16 protein-coding genes are annotated in these 20561 nt (G+C 65.5%); 3 read left to right on the forward strand and 13 right to left on the reverse strand.

The genetic code is table 11. The features are described 5' to 3' along the window. Nucleotides 1-4 precede the first annotated feature (4 nt). Together AC0L3X_RS31385 and AC0L3X_RS31390 are read right to left on the reverse strand one after the other, a co-directional pair. On the reverse strand, nucleotides 5-1477 hold the full coding sequence (locus AC0L3X_RS31385; protein WP_354102700.1) for a carboxylesterase/lipase family protein: 1473 nt from the start codon (nucleotides 1475-1477) through the stop codon (nucleotides 5-7). A gap of 81 nt (nucleotides 1478-1558) precedes the next feature. Beyond that, entirely contained in the window at nucleotides 1559-1735 is a 177-nt protein-coding gene (locus AC0L3X_RS31390; protein WP_354102699.1) for a hypothetical protein, read from the reverse strand. A 260-nt stretch (nucleotides 1736-1995) separates the two neighbouring features. Here AC0L3X_RS31390 and AC0L3X_RS31395 point away from each other — a divergent pair, with 260 nt between their 5' ends. The 3 genes from AC0L3X_RS31395 to AC0L3X_RS31405 all read left to right on the forward strand — a co-directional run bounded on the left by AC0L3X_RS31395 (nucleotide 1996) and on the right by AC0L3X_RS31405 (nucleotide 5509). After that, complete coding sequence (locus AC0L3X_RS31395) at nucleotides 1996-4686, forward strand: flavin-containing monooxygenase (protein WP_354102698.1); 2691 nt, start codon at nucleotides 1996-1998, stop codon at nucleotides 4684-4686. Between the two features lie 133 nt (nucleotides 4687-4819). Next, nucleotides 4820-5092, forward strand: coding sequence for a hypothetical protein (locus AC0L3X_RS31400; RefSeq protein ID WP_028156484.1), 273 nt, complete (start codon nucleotides 4820-4822; stop codon nucleotides 5090-5092). Between the two features lie 111 nt (nucleotides 5093-5203). Further along, a complete protein-coding gene (locus AC0L3X_RS31405) occupies nucleotides 5204-5509 on the forward strand; it encodes a hypothetical protein (protein WP_014493104.1) in 306 nt (101 codons plus the stop codon). Between the two features lie 332 nt (nucleotides 5510-5841). On the opposite strand, the gene AC0L3X_RS31410 is transcribed toward AC0L3X_RS31405, so the two are convergent. The 11 genes from AC0L3X_RS31410 to AC0L3X_RS31460 all read right to left on the reverse strand — a co-directional run bounded on the left by AC0L3X_RS31410 (nucleotide 5842) and on the right by AC0L3X_RS31460 (nucleotide 20492). Continuing rightward, a complete protein-coding gene (locus tag AC0L3X_RS31410) occupies nucleotides 5842-5997 on the reverse strand; it encodes a hypothetical protein (protein ID WP_014493103.1) in 156 nt (51 codons plus the stop codon). Nucleotides 5998-6112: 115 nt separating this feature from the next. Further along, nucleotides 6113-6628, reverse strand: a complete 516-nt coding sequence (locus AC0L3X_RS31415; RefSeq protein WP_283017471.1) for a septal ring lytic transglycosylase RlpA family protein — start codon at nucleotides 6626-6628, stop codon at nucleotides 6113-6115. A 152-nt stretch (nucleotides 6629-6780) separates the two neighbouring features. Next, nucleotides 6781-6948, reverse strand: coding sequence for a hypothetical protein (locus tag AC0L3X_RS31420; protein WP_166101541.1), 168 nt, complete (start codon nucleotides 6946-6948; stop codon nucleotides 6781-6783). A 30-nt stretch (nucleotides 6949-6978) separates the two neighbouring features. Next, the gene (locus tag AC0L3X_RS31425; RefSeq protein ID WP_259256473.1) at nucleotides 6979-8229 is read right to left on the reverse strand and encodes a DUF1501 domain-containing protein; all 1251 of its coding nucleotides are present in this window, start codon (nucleotides 8227-8229) and stop codon (nucleotides 6979-6981) included. 2 nt (nucleotides 8230-8231) lie between these two features. Then, nucleotides 8232-9719, reverse strand: a complete 1488-nt coding sequence (locus tag AC0L3X_RS31430; RefSeq protein WP_354102697.1) for a DUF1800 domain-containing protein — start codon at nucleotides 9717-9719, stop codon at nucleotides 8232-8234. Nucleotides 9720-9904: 185 nt separating this feature from the next. Beyond that, nucleotides 9905-11917: a serine hydrolase gene (locus AC0L3X_RS31435; RefSeq protein WP_354102696.1), complete on the reverse strand. Its 2013-nt coding sequence runs from the start codon at nucleotides 11915-11917 to the stop codon at nucleotides 9905-9907. Nucleotides 11918-11985: 68 nt separating this feature from the next. Beyond that, nucleotides 11986-14505, reverse strand: coding sequence for a M56 family metallopeptidase (locus AC0L3X_RS31440; protein WP_354102695.1), 2520 nt, complete (start codon nucleotides 14503-14505; stop codon nucleotides 11986-11988). After that, nucleotides 14502-14894, reverse strand: coding sequence for a BlaI/MecI/CopY family transcriptional regulator (locus AC0L3X_RS31445; RefSeq protein ID WP_014493096.1), 393 nt, complete (start codon nucleotides 14892-14894; stop codon nucleotides 14502-14504). The genes AC0L3X_RS31440 and AC0L3X_RS31445 overlap by 4 nt, the downstream gene beginning before the upstream one ends. Nucleotides 14895-15245: 351 nt before the next feature. After that, entirely contained in the window at nucleotides 15246-16898 is a 1653-nt protein-coding gene (locus AC0L3X_RS31450; protein WP_473317097.1) for an NAD-dependent malic enzyme, read from the reverse strand. 162 nt (nucleotides 16899-17060) lie between these two features. Next, nucleotides 17061-18059 (reverse strand): tripartite tricarboxylate transporter substrate-binding protein, encoded by a 999-nt coding sequence (locus tag AC0L3X_RS31455; RefSeq protein ID WP_354102693.1) that lies wholly within the window; start codon nucleotides 18057-18059, stop codon nucleotides 17061-17063. A 99-nt stretch (nucleotides 18060-18158) separates the two neighbouring features. After that, on the reverse strand, nucleotides 18159-20492 hold the full coding sequence (locus AC0L3X_RS31460) for a mechanosensitive ion channel domain-containing protein (RefSeq protein ID WP_063981649.1): 2334 nt from the start codon (nucleotides 20490-20492) through the stop codon (nucleotides 18159-18161). Between the last annotated feature and the right edge of the window lie 69 nt (nucleotides 20493-20561).

Consider the following 20561-nt stretch of genomic DNA (forward strand, 5'->3'; position numbering starts at 1 on the left):
CAACTCATTTTCTGCTCTCACTTGCAAGCCGGTCCAGGCGATCCGACCAGGGGTCGTCTCCGCTCGCGATGCGATCGTTCGTGATCAGCAGCAGGCGATCGCGGTCTGCGGCCGCGTCCCAATGCGGCAGATCCGGGCCGTTGGGATTGCCAGTTTTCGCAAAGTTGATCCAGTAACCGCGCATGCGGGTCGCGACCTCGCGATCCCCCCATGTGAGCGGCCCCGCGCCGGGCACGCCTTCCGCGCCGAAGACGAATTGCAACTCGCGCCCGTGCCCTTCGTCGGGATTTGTGCGCCGGGCCTCGGTCACGTAAGCGAAGCGATAGCGAAACGTTGGCGCACCGGTTGCCGCATGGAGGCGGGCAAGCAGCCTGACCGGCTCGGAGAAAACCTTGTCGGTGTAGAATCTGGCTGCGCGCTCCGATGGCCTGGCGATGTCAGGGTAGAGCTGGCGCAGCTCATCGCTGCTCTCGCCCGAGGACGCCAGCGTCTCCTTGATCTCCCGCTCGCCGTCGAAACGCGTCTCGTCGTCATTCGAGCCGATCATGAGTGGAATGCGGCTTTCATGTCCTGCCGCAAATCCCGCGGCCACGTCTTCGCGCAGCAGGATTCCATCCATCGCGGGCGCGAAGCTGCGCTCGGATTTGGCGAGCAGTTTTTGTTCGGCCGCAAGCAGCCGCGCCGGCGCGGCGACGCGCAAATCCGCCTGCTGCCCAAGCGCCGCCACGAATTGCCGGCCCATGGCCTCCGCCTCCTGCACCGGGCGCAGGCGCGCGCGGCCGGGCAGCGATTGCAGAATGGCTTTCTGGAACAGATCGCGCGATGGCGCACACAGCATCAGCAGCGCGATCGACGTCGCGCCTGCGCCGCCGCCGAACAAGGTGACGTTGTTCGGATCGCCGCCGAAGGCCGCGATGTTGTCGTGCACCCAATGCAGCGCCGCGATCTGGTCCATCAGGCCGTAATTGCCGGAGCCACCTTCCGACAGCGCGGGATGAGTGAGCCAGCCGAGCGCGCCGAGCCGATAATTCACGGTGACCACGATGAGGCCCGCTTGCGCGAGCTTTGCACCGTCGAACAGCGGATCGTTCGCGGTGCCGCTGATGAAGCCGCCGTCATGGATGAAGACCATCACCGGCAGCGGACCATCGACCCCGAAGGGACGGAATACGTTGAGCGTGAGGCAGTCCTCGCTCGTATCAGGCAGCGAGGGCTGAAGACACGGCGCGCCGTACTCATAGGCGGTGCGCATCTCGGGGTTCTCGGCCGTTGCCTGCGGTGGGCGCCAGCGCAGTGCGCCGACCGGAGCCGCCGCGTAGGCCAGCCCCTTGAACGACGCCACCTCGCCCTCGACGGCGCCGAGCATCTGTCCTTCACGCGTCAGCGCAAACGGAAACTGCCCGACCGCCTGAGCGACGGCAGCACCGTCCCAGCAGAGGAGTGAAGACGCCACAACGAGCGCAAACTGGAGTCGCATCCTGGAGGATCTCGATGCGCCAAAAGGTTCCCCGACAGGTTACGTCTGCGGCCCGCGATGAAGCAAGCTCGGCGGCGCCAGCTAGCTGCCCTTGGCGACGATCTCCGCCAGCGCGCGGCGTGCGACGATGCCGAGCTCACCAAGCGTGGAATGGCCCGATTGCGCCGCCTCGATCAGGCGCTCGGCGATGAACCTGCGGCTGTCGTGATCGCCGCCGTGCGGCAATTGGCGGCACGTCTGCTCCAGGACGACGTCCATGTTCGCTTTCGTCCGCTCACTCAGCTCTGTCATGACGCCCTGGGTACGCGTGGCTTGTAACCGCAAGCATACACAGAAGGATGTGGTCTGATTAGCCCGGACAATCCCGGCGGTTGTGCATCGCGGTGCGTGTATCGCCGCAACCTTCGCGCGGTCACGATGGTGCCGCAAACGACTACCGAAGATTGTACCTGTCCTGATGACAAGCCAAGCCTGCGGCGATAGCCTGCCGGCAAAACAAAAGACACGGGAGGAATACCATGCCAGACGCAATGGTCGCCGCACGTGAGTCCAAAGCGGCGAGTGGAACAGCCCAACAAGTCGACGTTGCCGTGGTCGGTGCCGGATTTGCCGGCCTTTATCTTCTCCATCGCCTGCGCAAGTCCGGCCTCACGGCGGTCGCCCTCGAGGAAGCCGGCGATGTCGGCGGCACCTGGTACTGGAACCGCTATCCCGGCGCCCGCTGCGATATCCAGACCATCGACTACAGCTACACTTTCGATCCGGAGCTCGATAACGCGTGGACCTGGTCTGAGAAGTACGCGACCCAGCCCGAGATCCTGCGCTATCTCGGCTTCGTCGCCGATCGCTACGATCTGCGCCGCGACATCCGCTTCAAGACCAAGGTCACCGAAGCCAAATGGGACGAAGCGACTGAGCGCTGGCAGCTCACCACCAGCAGCGGCACGCCGGTCTCCTGCCGCCACTACATCATGGCCACAGGCTGCCTCTCCGCGCCGAAGCCGCCGGAGATCGACGGCGTCAAGGATTTCGAGGGCAAAGTCTATTTCACCGGGCGCTGGCCGCATGACGGCGTCGATCTTGCCGGCAAGCGCGTCGCCGTGATCGGCACGGGCTCGTCAGCCATCCAGTCGATCCCGCTGATCGCCGAGCAGGCCGCGCATCTGACCGTGTTCCAGCGCACGCCAAACTTCGCGCTGCCGGCGCATAACGGCCCCTCGCCGTCCGATCGCATGGATATTTTCCAGAGCGACCGCGCGGCCTATCGCGAGCAAGCGCGACAGTCGATGACCGGCGTGCCCTATCCGCAGCAAACCGTCGTGAGCTGGCAATTGAGCGATGCCGAGCGTCGTGAGCGGTTCGAACGTGCCTGGGCAGCCGGCGACCTCGTCCACATCCTGACGCAGCTCTGGGCCGACCAGGGCGTCGACTTCAACGGCAATGCGCTGATCGGCGAGCTGATCCGCGAGAAGATCGGCGCTGCCGTGAAGGATCCGGAGACGGCGGCGGCGCTGATGCCGCACGACCATCCCTTCGGCGCAAAGCGCCCCTGCCTCGATACCAATTACTACGCGACCTACAACCGGCCGAACGTCACGCTGGTCAATCTGCGCCAGGAGCCGATCAAGGCGATCACCGCCAGCGGCATCACCACCGGCAAACGTAACGTCGACATCGACGTCATCGTGTTCGCGACCGGCTTCGACGCCATGACCGGCGCGATCCGCGCCGTGCATCCGATCACCGGACGCGGCGGCAAGTCGCTGACCGATGTCTGGGCGCAGGGGCCGCAGACCTATCTCGGGGTCACGGTCGAAGGGTTCCCCAACTTCTTCATGATCACCGGGCCCGGCAGCCCGTCGGTGCTGTCGAACATGGCGGTGTCGATCGAGCAGCATGTCGACTGGGTCGTCGACCGCATCGCTGCTCTGCGCGACGCCGGCTTCACCACGATCGAGCCGACCGAGACGGCGCAGGCCGGCTGGGGCCGGCATATGACGGACTGTTCGATGGTGACCCTGCACCGGCTCGCCAACACCTGGTACACGGGCGCCAACGTTCCCGGCAAGGTGCAGGGCCTGATGCCTTACACCGGCGGCGTCGGCCCCTATCGCAGCATTTGCGACGAGGTCACGGCCCGCGGCATGCTCGGCTTCAAGCTGACCGGCCCCAACGGCGCCGCGCAATGCAACGACGGCGAGGTGGTATGCCTGCAGCCGGATGTGCGGCTGGTGCTGAACCTGCTGGCATCGCTGAACCTGCCGCCGATCGAGTCGATGGGCGCGCTCGGCGCACGCGCCTTCGTCAACGAGTTCAACCAGGGCCGGCCCGCGGGACGGCTGATCGGCGATATCGTCGACGGCACGCTGCCCGGCGCGGACGGCCCGCTGCCTTACCGGATCTACAAGCCGGCAACGCCGGGGCCGCATCCGGTCGTGGTCTATTTCCACGGCGGCGGCTGGGTGCTCGGCGACGAGCAATCGGACGAGCCGCTGTGCCGCGATCTGGTGCGGCGGACCGGCATGATGTTCGTCAGCGTCGGCTATCGCCATGCGCCCGAGCATCGTTTCCCGACCGCGGCCGAGGACGGCTATGCGGCAACGCGCTGGATCGCCGAGCACGCGACCGAGCTTGGCGGCAGGCCGGGCCCGGTGCTGGTCGCGGGCTGGAGCGCCGGCGGCAACATCGCCGCCGTCACCTGCCAGCTTGCGCGCGATCGCGGCGGGCCTGACATCGCCGGCCAGCTCCTGGTCTGCCCGGTCACCGATTGCACCTTCGACCGGCCCTCCTACAACGACAATGCAACCGGCTATTTCCTGACGCGCCCGCTGATGTACTGGTTCTGGGACCTCTACTGCTCACCGGCCGACCGCACTGATCCGCGCGTCTCGCCGCTGCGCGGCAACGTCGCCGGCCTGCCGCCGGCCTTGGTCGTCACCTGTGAATTCGACCCGTTGCGCGACGAGGGCATCGCCTATGCCGAGGCAATGGCGGCCGCCGGCGTCCCGGTCGAGCAGCTCAGGGCGCGCGGCCATTTCCACTCGTCCTTTGCGATGGTCGACGTGGTGATCACCGGTGTAGCAGGCCGGGTGCAGATGGCCGAAGCCCTGCGGCGCTTCGCCGGGCTTCCGCCGGAAGTCAGCCGCGGCGATGAGGATAGCCACGATCATGCCAGCCCGGGCCACAGAATCGCGGCGGCCGCGAGTTGATTTGCGACAAGGCGGCCGGGAACCTTTTCCCGGCTGCTGCGTTAAGCGCTTGGCATTAAGATGCAGCGATAGGTGTGGGCCCTGGCACGCAGATCCGCGTGTTGGGGCTATTTTTGTTGCGTGAGGCGAGACGATGGGAGACGTGGTTGCGGATTCAAAGGTCGATTTCGGAGCGCCTGCAGCCCTGCATAAATGGCCGTCGCTTGCGAACCAGCGCCGACCGGACAGGGATTCTTATCCGATAAGCGAAGGTACGCTCGACCAGTGCATATCGGCCTTCATGGAGAAGCCGGCCACGACCAGGCATCTCTATGAGATTCACACGATTGCGCAGCCGCCGCTGGTCACCGATATCCTCTCGCCCGAGCACGTCATCGAGCTATCGCGGTTGAGAGAATTTCTCTGATTGCGTGCAGACGCGGAAGCTGCACGCGCGCGACAAGCTTTTCATGAGGCAGGAACCTTCTACCGGATTTTCCCGTTAACCGGGATCGGAAGTCGAGACGAGAGCCCCAAGATGCTTGAAGCCGGCGTACCATCCGCGGTCGTGCCCTATGGCGCAGACCAGACCCTGTTCGTGGTGATTGATCGCCGCGACAAGGCGACTGAAATCCGCATCGAACGAAGCGATCTTGAAGCCACGATTGGCGAGCTTGTCGCCGGCTGCTTCAACGATCCGATCAAGGTGATCTCGTTCAACACGCTCGAGCATTGGATGAAGGACATCTCGACCGAAATCGCCGGCGAGATCAAGGCGCGCTGCGACATCGATGGCGTCCGGCTTCCCGACTATCTCAGCGACTTCGTCGAGAGCCATAGCTGACCTGACCGCGCGTCGTTCTCATTGATACGCTTCAAATCGCAGGCAACAACAAAAAAAGCGCCGCTTCCGCGGCGCTTTTCGTGTGGCAGCATTATTGTGTGAGCGTGATCTTATCGGAGAACCGCTCCATACTTTTCCGGATCGTGCTCTAGTGGTGCCAGAACAATGCCAGCAGCAGAACGATCGGCAGCGGCACGCCAAGCAGCCAAAGCAAAGCACCTCGTCCAAAACCCATGACTTTACTCCTCCACATTCATCATTGACATGACGCCAGAGACGAACAGAAGTTCCGCGCCTCGCAGCGAGGGCGAATGCGTCCAGTGCATGGTTTATCAGGCGCGCCGATACTTGCCGGCGATGACCTCGATTTCGCGGCGGCGTTCGCCGGCGAAGGTCAGGAGCTTTTCGATCGTCAGCGTATCCGTGATCCGTTTGGCGAGCCGCTCGGCGCGCGCGGCCTGATCTTCGAGATACTGGATCGTGTTCAAACGCCGCCTCCCCCGAGGACTCCAAATTGGAGCCCCGACTTGTTTGGGCACTCATGGTGCGCCAGGGCGACTAACACTCGGTTAAGCGGGGCGGCTCAAGTCAATCAATCGCGCTCTATCGCACCACGTCGAGCCGGACATTGGTGATGCCCTTGTCGACCATGCCGAGCGCCTCGGCCGCGGACGGCGAGATGTCGACCACGCGCCCGCGAACATAGGGCCCGCGATCGTTGACCCTGACGGTCACGAAGCGGCCTGAGGAGACATCGGTGACGCGCAGCTTGGTGCCGAACGGCAGGCTGGGATGCGCCGCGGTCAATTCGTTCTTGTCGAACCTCTCGCCGCTCGCGGTCTCCGTGTCCGAATAGAAGCTGGCAACGCCGTGCGAAGCGGTTTGCTTTGCGTCACGGTCGGGGACGCGTACCCGGCTGATCGGACGCGGATGCAAGGCCGCTACCCTATGGGGCCGCTGGACCGCAGCCTGCCGATTGGTGCCAAGATCGGCCTTCTGGCGGCCGACCGGCGATTGTGCGCAGGCGGCGAGCGATGCGGCACCGACGATGGCGAGCAGCAACCGGCATGAGCTTGCGAGGGAAATTCGGGCAGTTTCGGCACTTGCAATGCGAGACATGATGCGCCCTCCGAACTACCCGGAGTTTCGGCGGGCAATGAGGGCAGAACCTTGGCTGAAGGAAAGCAGGCTTAGGGCCACGACCGTTTCGCGCCGGCTGTGGCGATTCCACCACAGTGGCGTGTCCTAAGTCGAGCCAGACTCGCGAAAAACTAACCCGATACAACACGCCAGACGATCGGGCGCGTCTCCAGCTGCGCGTCGCTCGCCTCGGTGTCACCCTTCAGGAGCCGCATCAGCTCGCGCCGATAGAGCCGCCGCCAGCCGGTTTTCAGACTGGCGAGAAAGTCGAGTTCCCGTTGCGTCAGTGTGCACATCATGGACCCGATCCGGTTGCGCAGGCCGCGCCGTCAGCCGACGAGGCCGCCCATCGGCTTGACGTCAGCACTGCCGGGGAAGACCGCATCCGCCAGCACCTTCTCCTCGACACGCAGATGATCCCTGAGCAGGCCCTTCAGCACGGCGCGGAGATCGGTGGTCGGCTTGAGGTCGCGATCCTCGAACAGTTGCGCCGGCTTGAGGCCCGGCCAGTCCGCGATCACGCGGCCGCCGGCGAGCGCGCCGCCAATGAGGAAGGCGACCGTGCCCGTGCCGTGATCCGTGCCCTGCGTGCCATTGATGCGCGCGGTGCGCCCGAACTCGGTGACGACGGCGACGACCGTCTCGCCCCACACCTCGCCCATGTTGCTCTCGATCGCGGCAAACGCACCGTCGAGCGCGCCGAGCAGATTGTAGAGCTGGCCTGACGCTGCGCCTTCCGCGATGTGCGTATCCCAGCCGACGAAGCCCATCGCGCCGACGCGCGGGCCGTCGGGCTTGGCGAGATAGCGCGCGGCGGTTCCGGCGGCTTCGGCGAAGTAGGCGCGCACGCGCGCGATGCCGGGCGGCATCAATGTCGGATCGTCCGACATCGGATCGCCCGTGCCGGGCGCGCCGCCGAGCGAGGCGAGCTTCATGCGTGCCTGGAGCACGGTCGCAAGCTTTGGATCGGTGTGCTGGTAGAGATCGAGCAGGCGGTTCTGCGTGTCCTCGCTCGCCGGTAACAGTTTTTGCGGCACCCATGTCATGACGGGCGCCGAGCCGCGCACCACCAGCGGCGTCACCGAGCCGATGCCGAGCGCACGGCTGCCGCGCGGATCGACGCGCCCACCCGATTCCATCGCGAGCAGCGCGCGGTTGAGCCATCCCGATGCGGTGGCACCGGGCTTGGTGAACCCGCTCTCCAGCACGTCCTGGCCGTCGAAATGCGAGCGCTCGCGGTAGGGCGTCGCGGCGGCATGGACGATTGCGGCCTTGCCGGTCTTGTAGAGCCGGTGCAGGTTCGGCATCGCCGGGTTGAGCGCGAAGAAGGAATCGAGCGGCAGCGCCGGCGGCTTGCCGTCCAGCACTAGCGCGCGATCGCCGCGCAAGCCGACCCAATCGGGATCGCCGACCGGCGCGACCGCACCGAGACCATCGAGCGCGCCACGCAAGACGACGACGAGAAGGCGCGGATCGCGCCCTTCGGCGCGTGCGATCCGCGGCATCTGGCTCCACGCGAACAGCGCACCGGAGCCGACCAGAAGCTCGCGCCGCGTGGGCAAATGATTGACGAAGCCCATGCTCACCTCCTCTGAAAATCCGCCGACATGAACAACAACGCCAGCGCCTGCTGCCGGCTCTCGGCGCGGCCGACCGCCTGCTTCACCTCGGACGCGATCTGCGATGCGAAGACGTCCTCGATGATCCCCTGCGGATCAGCAGTGGCCGCCACGCGCTCGGCAAAATTGTTGGCGATGTCGAGCCGCCGGCCAATGCCGTCGATCCAGCTTGCCTCGTCATCCGGATAGCCCTTGGGCGCCGACGGCCGCCACAGCCCTTCGCCGAGCAGCTCCTGGCCCGCCGTGAAACGCGTGGGGTCGACGACCGTAATCCCCGTCGCGCGCACCATGCCAACGCCCCATTCGCTCGGACGCTTCAGTTTTGACGGCGACCCGCGCCACGCGTCGTCCGACGAGACCATCGTGATCGCGACCTGCTTGAGATCGCCCTCGGTGTCGCGGAACGTCTTCGCCATTTGTTCGACGAGTGGCGGAGGCGGCTCGTCGGCCACGAAATGCCGTGCGAGCTTGGTTGCGACATGGGTCGCGGTCGCCGGATGTGCAGCAAGGTCGCGCAGCACGGCGCGGCCCTGCTCGGCATCCTCCTGCTCGTAACGCTTGCCGAGCACCGTCTGCCCGCCGGGCTCGTGGAGCCGCGGGTTGAAGGTGAATTCGCCGCCGTGCTCCGGATTGTCTCCAGGAGGAACAAGCGTCCATCCCGTCAACACATTGGCGAAGCTGATCACGTCGTCCTGGGTGTAGCCGGTCCGCACACCCAGCGTGTGCAATTCCATGATCTCACGCGCAATGTTTTCGTTGAGGCCGCGGCTGCGGTTGATGCCGGCGATCGAGTTCGCGCCCATCGAGCCGAGATTATCGAGATAGAACAGCATCGCCGGGTGACCTTCGACCGCCAACAGAAGATCGACGAAGTGGCCGAGCGCATTGGCACGAACGGCCTCGCGCTCGTAAGCACCCGACATGCTCTGGATCTTGTAGGCCGAGATGCAGAAATGATTGGACCAGAACCACACCAGCCGCTCGGCAAAGCCGATGTCGGTGGCGAGCGCGGCTTCGGTGCGCAGCTTGGCTTCCTGCAAGTAGATCGGACGGCCGGGATCGGGAACGGCATCGGCCGCCTGCTTGGCCGCCATCTCGGCAGCATCCTTCTCCTGGCCCTGTGCTGGCGCTTGCCCCTCGGTCTGCGCCTGAGCCTGAGCCTGAGCCTGGTCACCCGGAGCAGTTGGCACCGCAGCCACCTGCTGCTTCTTGGCCTGTTGCTGCGCCTGCTTGGCGCGCGCGGCTCGCCGTGCATTGGCATCGGCCACTGTGCGATAGGCCTTCGCACTGGTGGGAAGGCTGGCGGCGGCGCTCAATCCGAGCGGCCGATCGAGCTCTGCGATCAACGCGCCGCGCGGGTCGGTCCCGACAGCCGCAAGTGATCCCGGTCGCGGCCCCATCCCGAACCGATGAAGCGCCAGCACCGCTTCAGCCTTTGCAGAATTGCTCATGGCGAACGCCCAATTCTCCGAGCCACCCGACGGCAGCGCGATGTTGCCGCGTGCGGACTACGAACCGTAATGCTACAGACCGTAACACTAGAGATCGGCTTGCGCAAGCCGGGATTGAAAACGCCGCTGCACTATCTCGGTAGAACAAGCGCGCATCCGCTGCCCGGCGGACGCGCGTGAGAGGCCTAGAAATTCGGCCCGAGCGCGATCTTCGCCGCGTGCTGCTCCCAAGGCCCAGGATTCAAGATGAGCCCAGAGACTTTGCCCGCGGCGTCCCTGACGAAAGCGATCCGGGTACGATCTTCGTCGGCTGCGGTGAATTCGTTGCTTGATGTCGCCACGAACGGGGTCGCCTTGCCCTTCTCGAATTCGAGGACCGGCCAGACCCCCGTCGCTTCCGCGACGAGCTTGCCTTCCGCGACGCGAACCTGAAGCCGGACCGAATTGACACGGCGGTCGGCTCTCACGACACTGAGGTCGTTCACGCCGTCTTGCCCTTTGTGGACGAGCTTCATCTTGACCGTCGTGTTGGCTGGCCCTCGCAGCTTGGCCAGGACATCGGCGAGCGCGAGGCCTCTGAGCGACGCGCCGTCAATTTCAGTGATGAGGTCGCCCGCCGTCACACCGGCCTTGGCTGCGGGGCTGCTGCCAGGGTTCGGCTTGTTGATCCTGAGCCCCTCCTGCTCCATGGCGACGAAATTCCCGATTCCAAGCCATCCGGTCTTGCCATCGGCCAGGCCCTGCCTGTCACGCGAGCTCACCGTGGCGCCGAAGTCATAGCTCCCGGCATAATCGGCGAGCGCTTCCGGGCTCAGGGTCACCGGCGCAACCGGCGGGACGGCGGACGACTCGGGAATCGTCAATGCGCCATAGACGAGGTGATTGATCCCCGAATACAGCACCGCCTGGCGCCCTTTGCTGCCGGGCGTCGCCTGGACCATCTGTACGCCGATCAATTGCTCGGCCGGATCGATCCAGAAATACGTGCTCCAATGTCCAGCCCAGGAAAAGCTTCCGACCGCTCCCGGTATCCAGCTTTGGACCGGATCGGTGCGGATGGCGAAGCCAAGCCCGAAGGTTGTTCCCGCGCGGGCGCCAACCTCGTCACCTCCGAAGATGGTGACACCCGATGGCAGTGCGTTCGTCGTCATCTGCTTCACCGCATGCTGGCTGAGCACGCGCACGCCATCGAGCTCGCCGCCATTGAGCAGCATCTGGCAAAAGCGGAGATAGTCGGGCGCGGTCGATACGAGTCCGCCGTCGCCGGAAAACAACTTTGGCGGCGTCGTGACATCCCAGATCGGCGGCCGTTCCGGCATGGGAGAATCGACCAGCCGATCGAGCTTCTCCTTCGGCACAAAGAAGCCGGTGTCGACCATATGCAGCGGACCAAAGATGCGGCTCTCCAGGAACTGATCGAAGGGCTGACCGGACGCCACTTCAACGACCCGGCTCAGCACTTCGGCGCTCCAGCCATATTCATGGACCTCGCCGGGCTCGTGCGCGAGCGGCAGGCGGGCCAGGCTCGACACGAATTCCGCCAACGTCGTGTCGCGTCTCCGCACGGCCCTCAAGCCGTAGAGCCCATGGATCGTCCGGATCCCGAAGTCGGCGCTTGCGTCGGCAAGGCCCCGTTCCGGGTAGGCAAAATCGAGCTCCGGATAGATCAGGCCAGACGTATGGCGCAACAGATCGCGAACCGTCATCGCACGTTTTGCTGGTTTTGGCAGACCGAGCCCGTACTCCATTTCGCCTGTCGCCGGGTCCGCCTTCTGGAAAGCGACCCGCATGTTCGCAAGCTCCGGCAGATATTGCGAGACGGGCGCGTCGAGGTCGAGCTTGCCCTCATCCACCAGAATCATGGCGGCGACACTGGCCACCGGCTTGGACATCGAGGCGATCCAGAAGATGGAATTCGTCTTCATCGGGACGGTCTTGGCGCGGTCCTGAAATCCGATGGCTTGCAAATAGGCGAGCTTGCCGCCCTTCGCGATGGCGACGACGGCACCGGGGAGAAGGCCGTCCGACGGCGAGAAAGAATCGAAGCGCGCCTGATACCACGGCGCGATCCGCGCCAGACGCGCGGCCGAGAACCCCAGGCTTTTCGCATCGCCCGGCGTCGCGAGGTCATCGGCGAACGCCGTCCCCGACAGGCAAAGCACAACGGGAATCGCCCACATCGATGCGACGAGTCTCACTCCGCAGTCTCCGCAGAAGCAGAAGCACAACAAATCTGAGCAGGCACTCCTGCGGCAGATGTGAACCGCTAGAAATTGGGTCCGAGCGCGATCTTCGTGATCGTGCCGTTCCTGACGCCGATGCGCCATTCCGCCGAGCCGTTGGCGAACTGGGCGACATAGATGTCGCTGTCGAGCGCGGTGACGCCACGGAACGAAACCGCGCGCAATGCGCCGAGCCGCGCCAGGATCGCCTGGTCGAACGGAAGCTGCTGACGCGTGATGTCGGCCACCTCCGACGTCATGCGCTCGTAGTCCGGCTGGCCCTTGCCGACGCCTTCGATATAGCGGCGCAGCATCTCCTCGCCATTGGCGACCGGAACGGCGCGGCGCGCTGCGCGCCCCGGCCGCGCGCCGATGTTCGACGCTTCGACATTGTGGAAGCGGGTCTGCCGCCCCGGCACGAGGACCTCGAGGCACCGCCCGGACTTGTCGGCAATCACCCAGGGGTTGTTCACGGTGGTCGTGGACGCCCAGGACACGTTGGGCCTGACGGTGCTCTGCATCCTGCGATTGCCATCGGCGTCGAGATTGAAGACCTGGATGTCGTCGCCCATCTCGTTATAGACCATGATCCTGATCGGCGAAGTGCCGGCGTGGCCGCGCACGCGCGCTTCCTCCGAGCAAGGCACGATACCGCCGAGCTCGTCATTGCCGTCGGGCCGGAAGATGACGTCGCCGGCCTTGCCGTCGGGCTCGATCATCAAGCGGAATTCTGCCGTGCCGTTCTCGAACTTCGCGCCATAGATGTCATAGCCGCCAGGGCCGACGCCGCGGAAGAAGAGCGATTCCACCACGCCTAGCGCCTGGAACGCCTCGCGCATTTCATTGAGCTGCCGGTGGACCTTGGCCGCAAGCGGCGCGCTCATGCGATCGTAGTTCGGCGTGCCGGCGCGCAGGTCTTCGATCCCGCGCAAGATCATCTCCTTGCCGCCCGCGACCGGGACCTGCTCCCTGAACCTGTCAGGAACTTCGGCAAGGCGGCGCGTGAAGTCCGCCTCGACCGCCTGGGCCACCGCTGCATCGACGCGAGGCGCGAGGCGCGCGCCGAACATCGCGCTCTGGACCAGCACGCGTGCGACCTTCGACTGCTCGTCGCGCAGGAAGATCAAGAGATGGTCGCCGCGGAAGGAGAAGGCGTCAGCGCCCTCGGCGAGGACCTGCGTTGCGCCCTGTCCCGTCTCACGCAACCAGAGACGATCGCCGTCACGCCGCAGCGTGAGCACGCGGTTCGGCGCGATCCTGTACCAGCCGACATATTGATCGAGCGACGCGGGGGCGACGGCCGCCGTCGGCGTCTCGGCGACGCGAACCGCGCGGATATCGCGGCCGTTCATGCGCAGCGTCAGCTCGGAGGAGCGGCGCTCCGCATCGAGCGGGAACGTGATCTCGCCGGACGAGGCCGCGTAGGCCGCGGTGCCGTCACTGCCAACCGTCAGGCGCAGCCTGCGCTGTCCGGTGAGCTGGCCGTAGAGGTCGTCGCCCTCGCGGAAGATGGCGAACACCGAGGCAGGACCCATGGCGTAGAAATTGACGAAGGGGCGGTAATGCTGGGCCGGCACCTCGCCGGTATCCGCAGCGACGGGCGCGGGGTCCGGGGTGCGATAGGCGATCATGCCGGCGGACACGATCACAGCCGGAATGATCGCGGCCGCGATCCACAGCCGCTTGCGCCAGCCGACCGCGACGGGCATGGCGGCGGCCGCGATGATGCGCTCGACGCGGGCGCGTACGGTCGATACCCGCGCCATCGCGAGCTCCACCGGCCGCGGATTTACGCTGGTCGCGACATCGAGCAGGATTTCGGCATAAGACCACCGGTCGTCGATGACTTCGATCGCCTCGGCGTCGCTGATGATCTCGGCGAGCTCGGCAAGGCGCGCGAGCTGCCACCACGAGAACGGACTGAACCAGAACACTGCACGGTTGAGCGAGGCGAGCAGCAGGACATAGAAATCGCGATTGGCGACGTGCGCGCCCTCATGCGCAAGCACCGCGAGGCGCTTCTTCGCATCCCAGCCGGAGAACTGCGGCGGCACCAGAATGGTCGAGCCGAACGTGACGGGACCGCCGACCTCGCGGCTGACGCGCACGTCGGCGTCGATCAGCTGCGGGCCGCTCATCGGCCTTGCCGCGCGTGCCAGACGCCAGGTCAGGCAGAGACCGATGGCCAGCCGCAGCAGCAACGCGCCGGCGACGCCGGCATAGACGATGGTGGCGACCAGCCACCAATTGATCGATACAGCAGCTTTTGCCGGCGCCACGACAGCCGCGCCCGGCGGAATTGGCAGCGCCGGTTGCGGGGCCTCCAGCATCGAGATGTCGGCCGGCAGGAAATCATCCGGCACGGATACCGGCAGAGGCATCCGGGTGATCGTCAGCGTCGGCCAATGCATCACGAAGGGCATCGCCAGCGATGCCAGCAGCACGACGACCCACGCCGTCATGTGGACGTGCGGATTGCGCACGCGAAACAGGTTGAGACCGAACCAGACGACGCCTCCCAGCACGAAGGAGCGTAGCGCCGCCTCAGCCAGAGTTGCGATCATTCTTTCTTCACTCCCCTCGCCTTCTTCGCCTTGGCCACCTGGTCGGCCAGTGTACGCAGCTGCTGCTGGTCGAGCATCGCATTGTCCACCATGCCGACGAGGACTTCCTCCATCGAGCCGTTGCAGAACCAGTCGACGATACGCTGCACCGCCTTGGCCGCGACCCGCGCGCGCTCTTCCGCAGCGTGGTAGACATAGGTGCGTCCGTCCACGGTGTGCCGAGCATAGCCCTTTTCTTCCAGCCGGCGCAGCACCGTGCGGACCGTGGATTCCTTTAGACGCCGCGACAGCCGCTCGCGCACGACTTCGGCCGTAACGGGACCATGGGCCCAAACCAATTGCATAACCTCGTGCTCGAGGTCGCCCAGTTCGGGCAAACGATCGTCCATGGCATCTGACCTTGCGGATTGAGTTTTCTTGTAACGCTACAGATCGTCGCATATGCGGCCGCGCCGCGCAACGGCGATTCCACCTGAAATGGCGTCGTGGGCCGGCCTGACGAGACGGATAAACTTTCGATTTTGGCCAGCAGCGTGCCTTGCCCCTCACCCGGATCGCTAGCGCGATCCGACCTCTCCCCGCTGAAAAAGCGGGGAGAGGTTAAGAAGCGTCACCGCGAACGATCTGGCTGACCATCCGACGTCAGGGACGCACCACTCTCGCGCTCCCTCGCCCCGTTCTTACGGGGAGAGGGTTGGGGTGAGGGGCTGCCCCCACACGTTCGGCTGAAGTTGTGAGCCTCAATACTGCGGCTCGTACATCTGGGACTGGACCAGGCCCTTCACGTCGTTGGGAGCGGGGCCGTCGGCGAGACCGCGCTGGTAGGCGACGTCTGCCACCGCAACGGCGATGCGGGCCGAGACCTCACGGATGCGGGGCAGCGCCGGATAGAGGCTGCCCTGCGCGAGGTCCTCCTTGCCGACGCAATCGGCGAGCGTATGGGCGGCCGCCATGAACATCTCGTCCGTCACCAGGCGCGAACGGCTGGCGATGACGCCGAGGCCGACGCCGGGGAAGATATAGGAGTTGTTGCCCTGGCGCGGCGCGAAGGTGCGGCCGTTGAGCGTCACCGGATCATAGGGACTGCCGCAGGCGAACAGTGCGCGGCCCTCGGTATAGCGGTAGGCATCCTCGGCCGAGCATTCGGCCTTCGAGGTCGGGTTGGAGAGCGCGAACACGATGGGCTGCTCGTTGAGCGCGGCCATCGCCTTGAGCACCTCGGGCGTGAAGGCGCCCCCGACCGCGGCGACACCGATGATCGCCGTCGGCTTCAGCGTCTTGATCGCGGTGAGGAAATCGGCGATCGGCGCTTGGCCGGCATGGGCATAGCGCAGCTTGTGGCCAGAGAGGCCATCACGGCCGCCGACGACGAGGCCGCGGGAATCCACCAGCCAGTTGCGCCGGAGAGCTTCCGCCTCGGAAATCCCCTCCGCCATCATGGCGGAGACGACGAGATCGGCGATGCCGGTTGCCGCCTCGCCCGCACCGAGGAACAGGATACGCTGATCCCTGAGCTTGCCGCCATTGACGCGCAGCGCGGAGAACAGGCCGGCGAGCGCCACGGCCGCGGTGCCCTGGATGTCGTCGTTGAAGACGCAGGCCTCGTCCCGATATTTGTGCAGCAGCTTGAACGCCGAGTGATTGGCGAAATCCTCAAACTGGATCAGCACGCCCGGAAACGTCTTTCGCGCAGCCTGCATGAACTCGTCGACGAAGCTGTCATAGGCCTCGCCGGTCAGCCGCCGCTCGCGCAGGCCCAGATAATAGGGATCATTCAAGAGCTCTTCGTTGTTGGTTCCGACGTCGAGCACGATCGGCAGGCAATGCTCGGGATGCACGCCGGCGCAGGCGGAATAGAGCGAGAGCTTTCCGACCGGGATGCCCATGCCGTTGGCGCCGAGATCGCCCAGCCCAAGGATGCGTTCGCCATCGGTCACGACGATCAGCTTGGCCGGATAGGGCCAGTTCTTCAGGATCTCCGCGATCTGGCCGCGATCGCGCGATGAGATGAACATGCCGCGCGGCCGCTGGAAGATCAGACCGTATTTCTGGCAGGCGAGCCCGACCGTCGGGGTGTAGATGATCGGCTGAATCTCGTCGATATTGTCGACGACGACGCGGAAGAACAGCGCCTCGTTGCGGTCATGCAGCGCATTCAGCGCGACGTATTTCTCCAGATCCGTCGGCAGCGTGCGCAGATTGGTCAGCACGCGCTCGACCTGGGTCTCCATCGTCAGCACGCAGGGCGGCAGCAGGCCGCGCAGGCCGAGCGCATCGCGCTCCGCTTCCGTGAAGGCGGTGCCCTTGTTGAGCAAGGGATCGCGCAGCAGCGTCATGCCGTGAGCGGGGTCGGATGATGTCGATTGGGCGCTGACCCGAGCAGGTCTATTCACGAAATCCCCCAGGGAGTTTCTTATTGAAGGGCAAACATTGTCGGCCAGCGCTCACCTGAGATCAAGGACGTAGAGACTCAAGGCTCGATTGTGATCTCGCACCGCAGCGAGATTTCGTGAAAAGCCGGCATTTGCGCGCGAGAAGAGGTCAACGCAGCAGAACTACTCGGGCTTGATGTCGGCGGCCTTCACGATCGGCCACCATTTCTCGGTCTCCGCCTTCTGGAATGCGCCGAGCGCCGAAGGCGATTGCTGGTCGGCAGGCGGAATCTCCTGCCCCAATTCGGCGAAACGCTGCTTGACAACGGGATCGGCAAGCACCGCGACGATGGCCGCGTTGAGCTTTGTGACGATCTCCTTCGGCGTGTTCTTCGGTGCCCAGATGCCGTGCCAGTAGGAGATGTAGAGACCGGGCAGGCCCGCCTCGTCGACGGTCGGGATATCAGGCGCGGACGCGAGCCGCGTCGGCGACGTCACCGCGAACGCCTTGATCGCGCCGTTCTTGTATTGCGGCAGCGAGTTCGAGGCCTGGTCGAACATGATGTCGATCTGGCCGGCGACGAGATCGATCATGGCGGGTCCGGCGCCGCGATAAGGCACGAACTGGAAATCGGTCCCGGTCTTCTCCTTGAAGAAGACGCCCGCGACGTGTGCGCCCGTGCCGGCACCAGCCGTGCCAGCAGTCGCCTTGCCGGGGCTGGCCTTCAGCCACGCAATCATCTCTTTCAGATTGTTGGCCTCGAGCGACTTCCGGCCAACGATCAGCTGCGTTCCCATCGCGATCGTCGCGACCGGCTCGAAATCGGCGATCACATCATAGGGCAGCTTGAAGATTGCGCCGTTCAGCACATGCGTGCCCCAATGGCCGATGGTGATCGTCGTGCCGTCAGGCGTCGCGCGCGCGACGCGGGCGCCCGCAATGCTGCCGGAGGCACCGGCGACGTTCTCGACCACGACGGTCGTGTGCAGCTGAGCGGCGATCCGCTCGGACAGGATCCGCGCCAGCGTGTCGGTCGGGCCACCCGCCGCGAACGGCACCACGAGGGTGATGGGGCGCGACGGGAACGGCTGGGCGCCCGCCGGTACGGTCCACGCCGCACATCCGATCAACGCGCAAATGACGATCACATGACCGCGTAGTCCGGCCCACAGCCCCTGCATTCCATCCACCCTTTTTCATCGCCCGCATGTTGTCAGCGGGCTGGGGCCGGAGTGAACGCTGCCGGGCGGGCAGAGGCAAGCTGGAAATTATGCCGAGCGCTAACCAGCCGCCCGCCGCGGGGCCAGATTGGTGGCGCCATCAGCCGGCGGCGCGATCTGCATCAGGATAGTCTGGACCGGGGATGCGACCTCGATGCCGTTCTGCTGGAAGCGCAGCTTCATGCGGCGGTTGAATTCGCGCTGGACCGGCCAGCGGCCGGCCTCCGTGCAGCGGATCTGGCCGACGATCGACACCATGGCACCATCGACCTTGTCGATGCCCCACAGATCGAGGTCGCCGCGAATTGCCGCGCGAAACTCCGGCTCGCGGCGCATCTCCTCGACGATGTCCTTGAGGATCTGGCCGGCGCGGTCGGTGTCTTCCTTGTAGGCGACATTGACGCTGACGGATGCATTGCCGGCGCCGCGGCTGGCATTGGTGATGGTCGTCACCGCGCTGAACGGCACGATGTGCACGGCGCCGTCGCCGGCGCGCAGACGAATGGTGCGGATCGAGACGTTCTCGACCACGCCGGACAGCCCCGAGACGCTGACATTATCGCCGACCTGGACCGTGTTCTCCAGCAGCAGGAACAGGCCGGTGATGAGATCCTGCACCAGCTTCTGCGAGCCGAAGCCGATGGCGATGCCGACGATACCGGCGCCGGCCAGCAGCGGCGCGACGTTGACGCCGATCTCGCTCAGCGCCGTGAGGCCGACGACCGTGGCGATCAGGCAGAGCAGCGCCGTCCGCAGCATCGGCTGGAAGGTGCGCAGGCGCGCGGCGCGGGCGTAGTGCCCGTCGCGCGACAGCGTGTTGATCTGGCGGTCCAGCAGCGCGTTGCTGGCTTCCCAGATGGCGGCAGCAATGAGCACGGCGATGCCGATGGTCGCCACCGCCGAAATCAGCCGGCCGCCGATCTGGCCTCCATAGAACCAGACGATGGCGTCGACGCCCCAGACTTCGAGCACGGCCACGAAGCCGATGAACGCGATCACGCTGGATACGATCTTGCGCAGCAACGGCAGATAGCGGTTGGCGCGGATCTCGAGGCCCGGAAAGCGCTGGAGGATCTCCGGCCTGATGCGGAAGCCGCGGTCGATCAGGCTCAGCGTCACCATGATGGCGACGCGCGTGATCAGCGCGACCACGACGGTGCCGACGAAATATTGCAGCAGCAGCGAATAGCCATTGCGGATGTTGAGCGCCCACACCGCCCACAGCGCAAGGTCGAGCGCGATGGCGAGATAGTGCCAGCCGCCGGCAATGCGGTTGCGCAGGCGCGCCGCGATCCCCTGCCGCTCCGCCGGGGCGCGGATGGCTTCGGCGACCTGGCGGCGGCATTGCAGGATGATGACGACGACGAAGAGATGCACGACCAGCAACACCATGCGCAGCAGCGCGGCATAGCCGGCGCGATGCAGGCCGAGCAGCAGCGCCACATTGGCGAAGGCGATGCCGGAGACACCGACGCCGACGATGCGCCGCGCCCAGATCTCGATATAGGCCGCGGTTTCTGCCCGAACCGGAACCAGGCCAAACGGCCCCGCCAGCGCGCGGACGACGCAGATGAGCCCGCGCGAGAACGCATAGGCATTGACGACGGCCAGGATCACGAGGCGGACGGTTGCTGGATCGCCGATCTCCGTGCCGAGCAGTGCGGTTGCGACACCGATGAAAACGAACACGGGAAGCAGCTCGAGCAGGAGACGCCCGAGCACGAAGGGCAGCCGCAGCAGCAATTGCCAGACACGTGCGAGACTGTGGCGGCGCTTGTGCAGTTCGGGCGCGGGCGTGACATCGGCGACCGATGAGGGCGGATCGGCGATGGGCAGCACCTGCGCCGGCAGGCGCGCGGTTTGGGGTACGCGTCCTTCCAGGAAGGCGACCGGTCGCCGGATCGCGCGGAAGATCACCCACTCCGCCGCAATGGCGCAGCCGAGCACCAGCGCGAGCTTCCACGCGATCTCGATCAGGAGGTTGTAGGCGACGGGATCGTTGGCGGTCCGTACGATCCAGTAATAGAAGGCGGGGAAATGCGTCAGCGTCCGCGCCACGTCGGCGATCTCGCGCGATATCTCGCCGATCTCTTCCGACACCGTGAGCAGGAGCTGTGCGCCAAGGCCGTCGGCCGAGAGCGGGATCGGCGATTTCTGCTCGGGCGCGGCGGGCACGGGCTGCTGCTGACCGGGCACATTCGCGATCACGCGCAGCGTATCGATCATCTTCGCACGTTTTTTGTCGTCCTGGAGCGTCTCCAGCGCCCGCTTGGCTTCCTCCGGCGACAGTGCGGCGGCCCTATTGGCGGCCGGCGGCTCGGCGCGAACGGTGGAAAGAGATGAGATCGCGATGAAGAGAGCGGCGAGGAACGCCGGGGCAAGCTTGTGCGACACGAGGATTCCCTGGAAAAGCGCATGCGCCGGCGGAGTCGGGACTGTCGCCGCCGAAGCACTGCGTCATGT

It is taken from the genome of Bradyrhizobium sp. MI1.7 (assembly GCF_055811795.1).

What these genes read in the sequence shown, in the direction of transcription:
- AC0L3X_RS31420 (WP_166101541.1), bottom strand. Translation starts at nt 6,948, where the DNA reads ATGATGTGCACACTGACGCAACGGGAACTCGACTTTCTCGCCAGTCTG.
- AC0L3X_RS31405 (WP_014493104.1), top strand. Translation starts at nt 5,204, where the DNA reads ATGCTTGAAGCCGGCGTACCATCCGCGGTCGTGCCCTATGGCGCAGAC.
- AC0L3X_RS31395 (WP_354102698.1), top strand. Translation starts at nt 1,996, where the DNA reads ATGCCAGACGCAATGGTCGCCGCACGTGAGTCCAAAGCGGCGAGTGGA.
- AC0L3X_RS31400 (WP_028156484.1), top strand. Translation starts at nt 4,820, where the DNA reads ATGGGAGACGTGGTTGCGGATTCAAAGGTCGATTTCGGAGCGCCTGCA.
- AC0L3X_RS31425 (WP_259256473.1), bottom strand. Translation starts at nt 8,229, where the DNA reads ATGGGCTTCGTCAATCATTTGCCCACGCGGCGCGAGCTTCTGGTCGGC.
- AC0L3X_RS31415 (WP_283017471.1), bottom strand. Translation starts at nt 6,628, where the DNA reads ATGTCTCGCATTGCAAGTGCCGAAACTGCCCGAATTTCCCTCGCAAGC.
- AC0L3X_RS31440 (WP_354102695.1), bottom strand. Translation starts at nt 14,505, where the DNA reads ATGATCGCAACTCTGGCTGAGGCGGCGCTACGCTCCTTCGTGCTGGGA.
- AC0L3X_RS31390 (WP_354102699.1), bottom strand. Translation starts at nt 1,735, where the DNA reads ATGGACGTCGTCCTGGAGCAGACGTGCCGCCAATTGCCGCACGGCGGC.
- AC0L3X_RS31430 (WP_354102697.1), bottom strand. Translation starts at nt 9,719, where the DNA reads ATGAGCAATTCTGCAAAGGCTGAAGCGGTGCTGGCGCTTCATCGGTTC.
- AC0L3X_RS31385 (WP_354102700.1), bottom strand. Translation starts at nt 1,477, where the DNA reads ATGCGACTCCAGTTTGCGCTCGTTGTGGCGTCTTCACTCCTCTGCTGG.
- AC0L3X_RS31445 (WP_014493096.1), bottom strand. Translation starts at nt 14,894, where the DNA reads ATGGACGATCGTTTGCCCGAACTGGGCGACCTCGAGCACGAGGTTATG.
- AC0L3X_RS31455 (WP_354102693.1), bottom strand. Translation starts at nt 18,059, where the DNA reads ATGCAGGGGCTGTGGGCCGGACTACGCGGTCATGTGATCGTCATTTGC.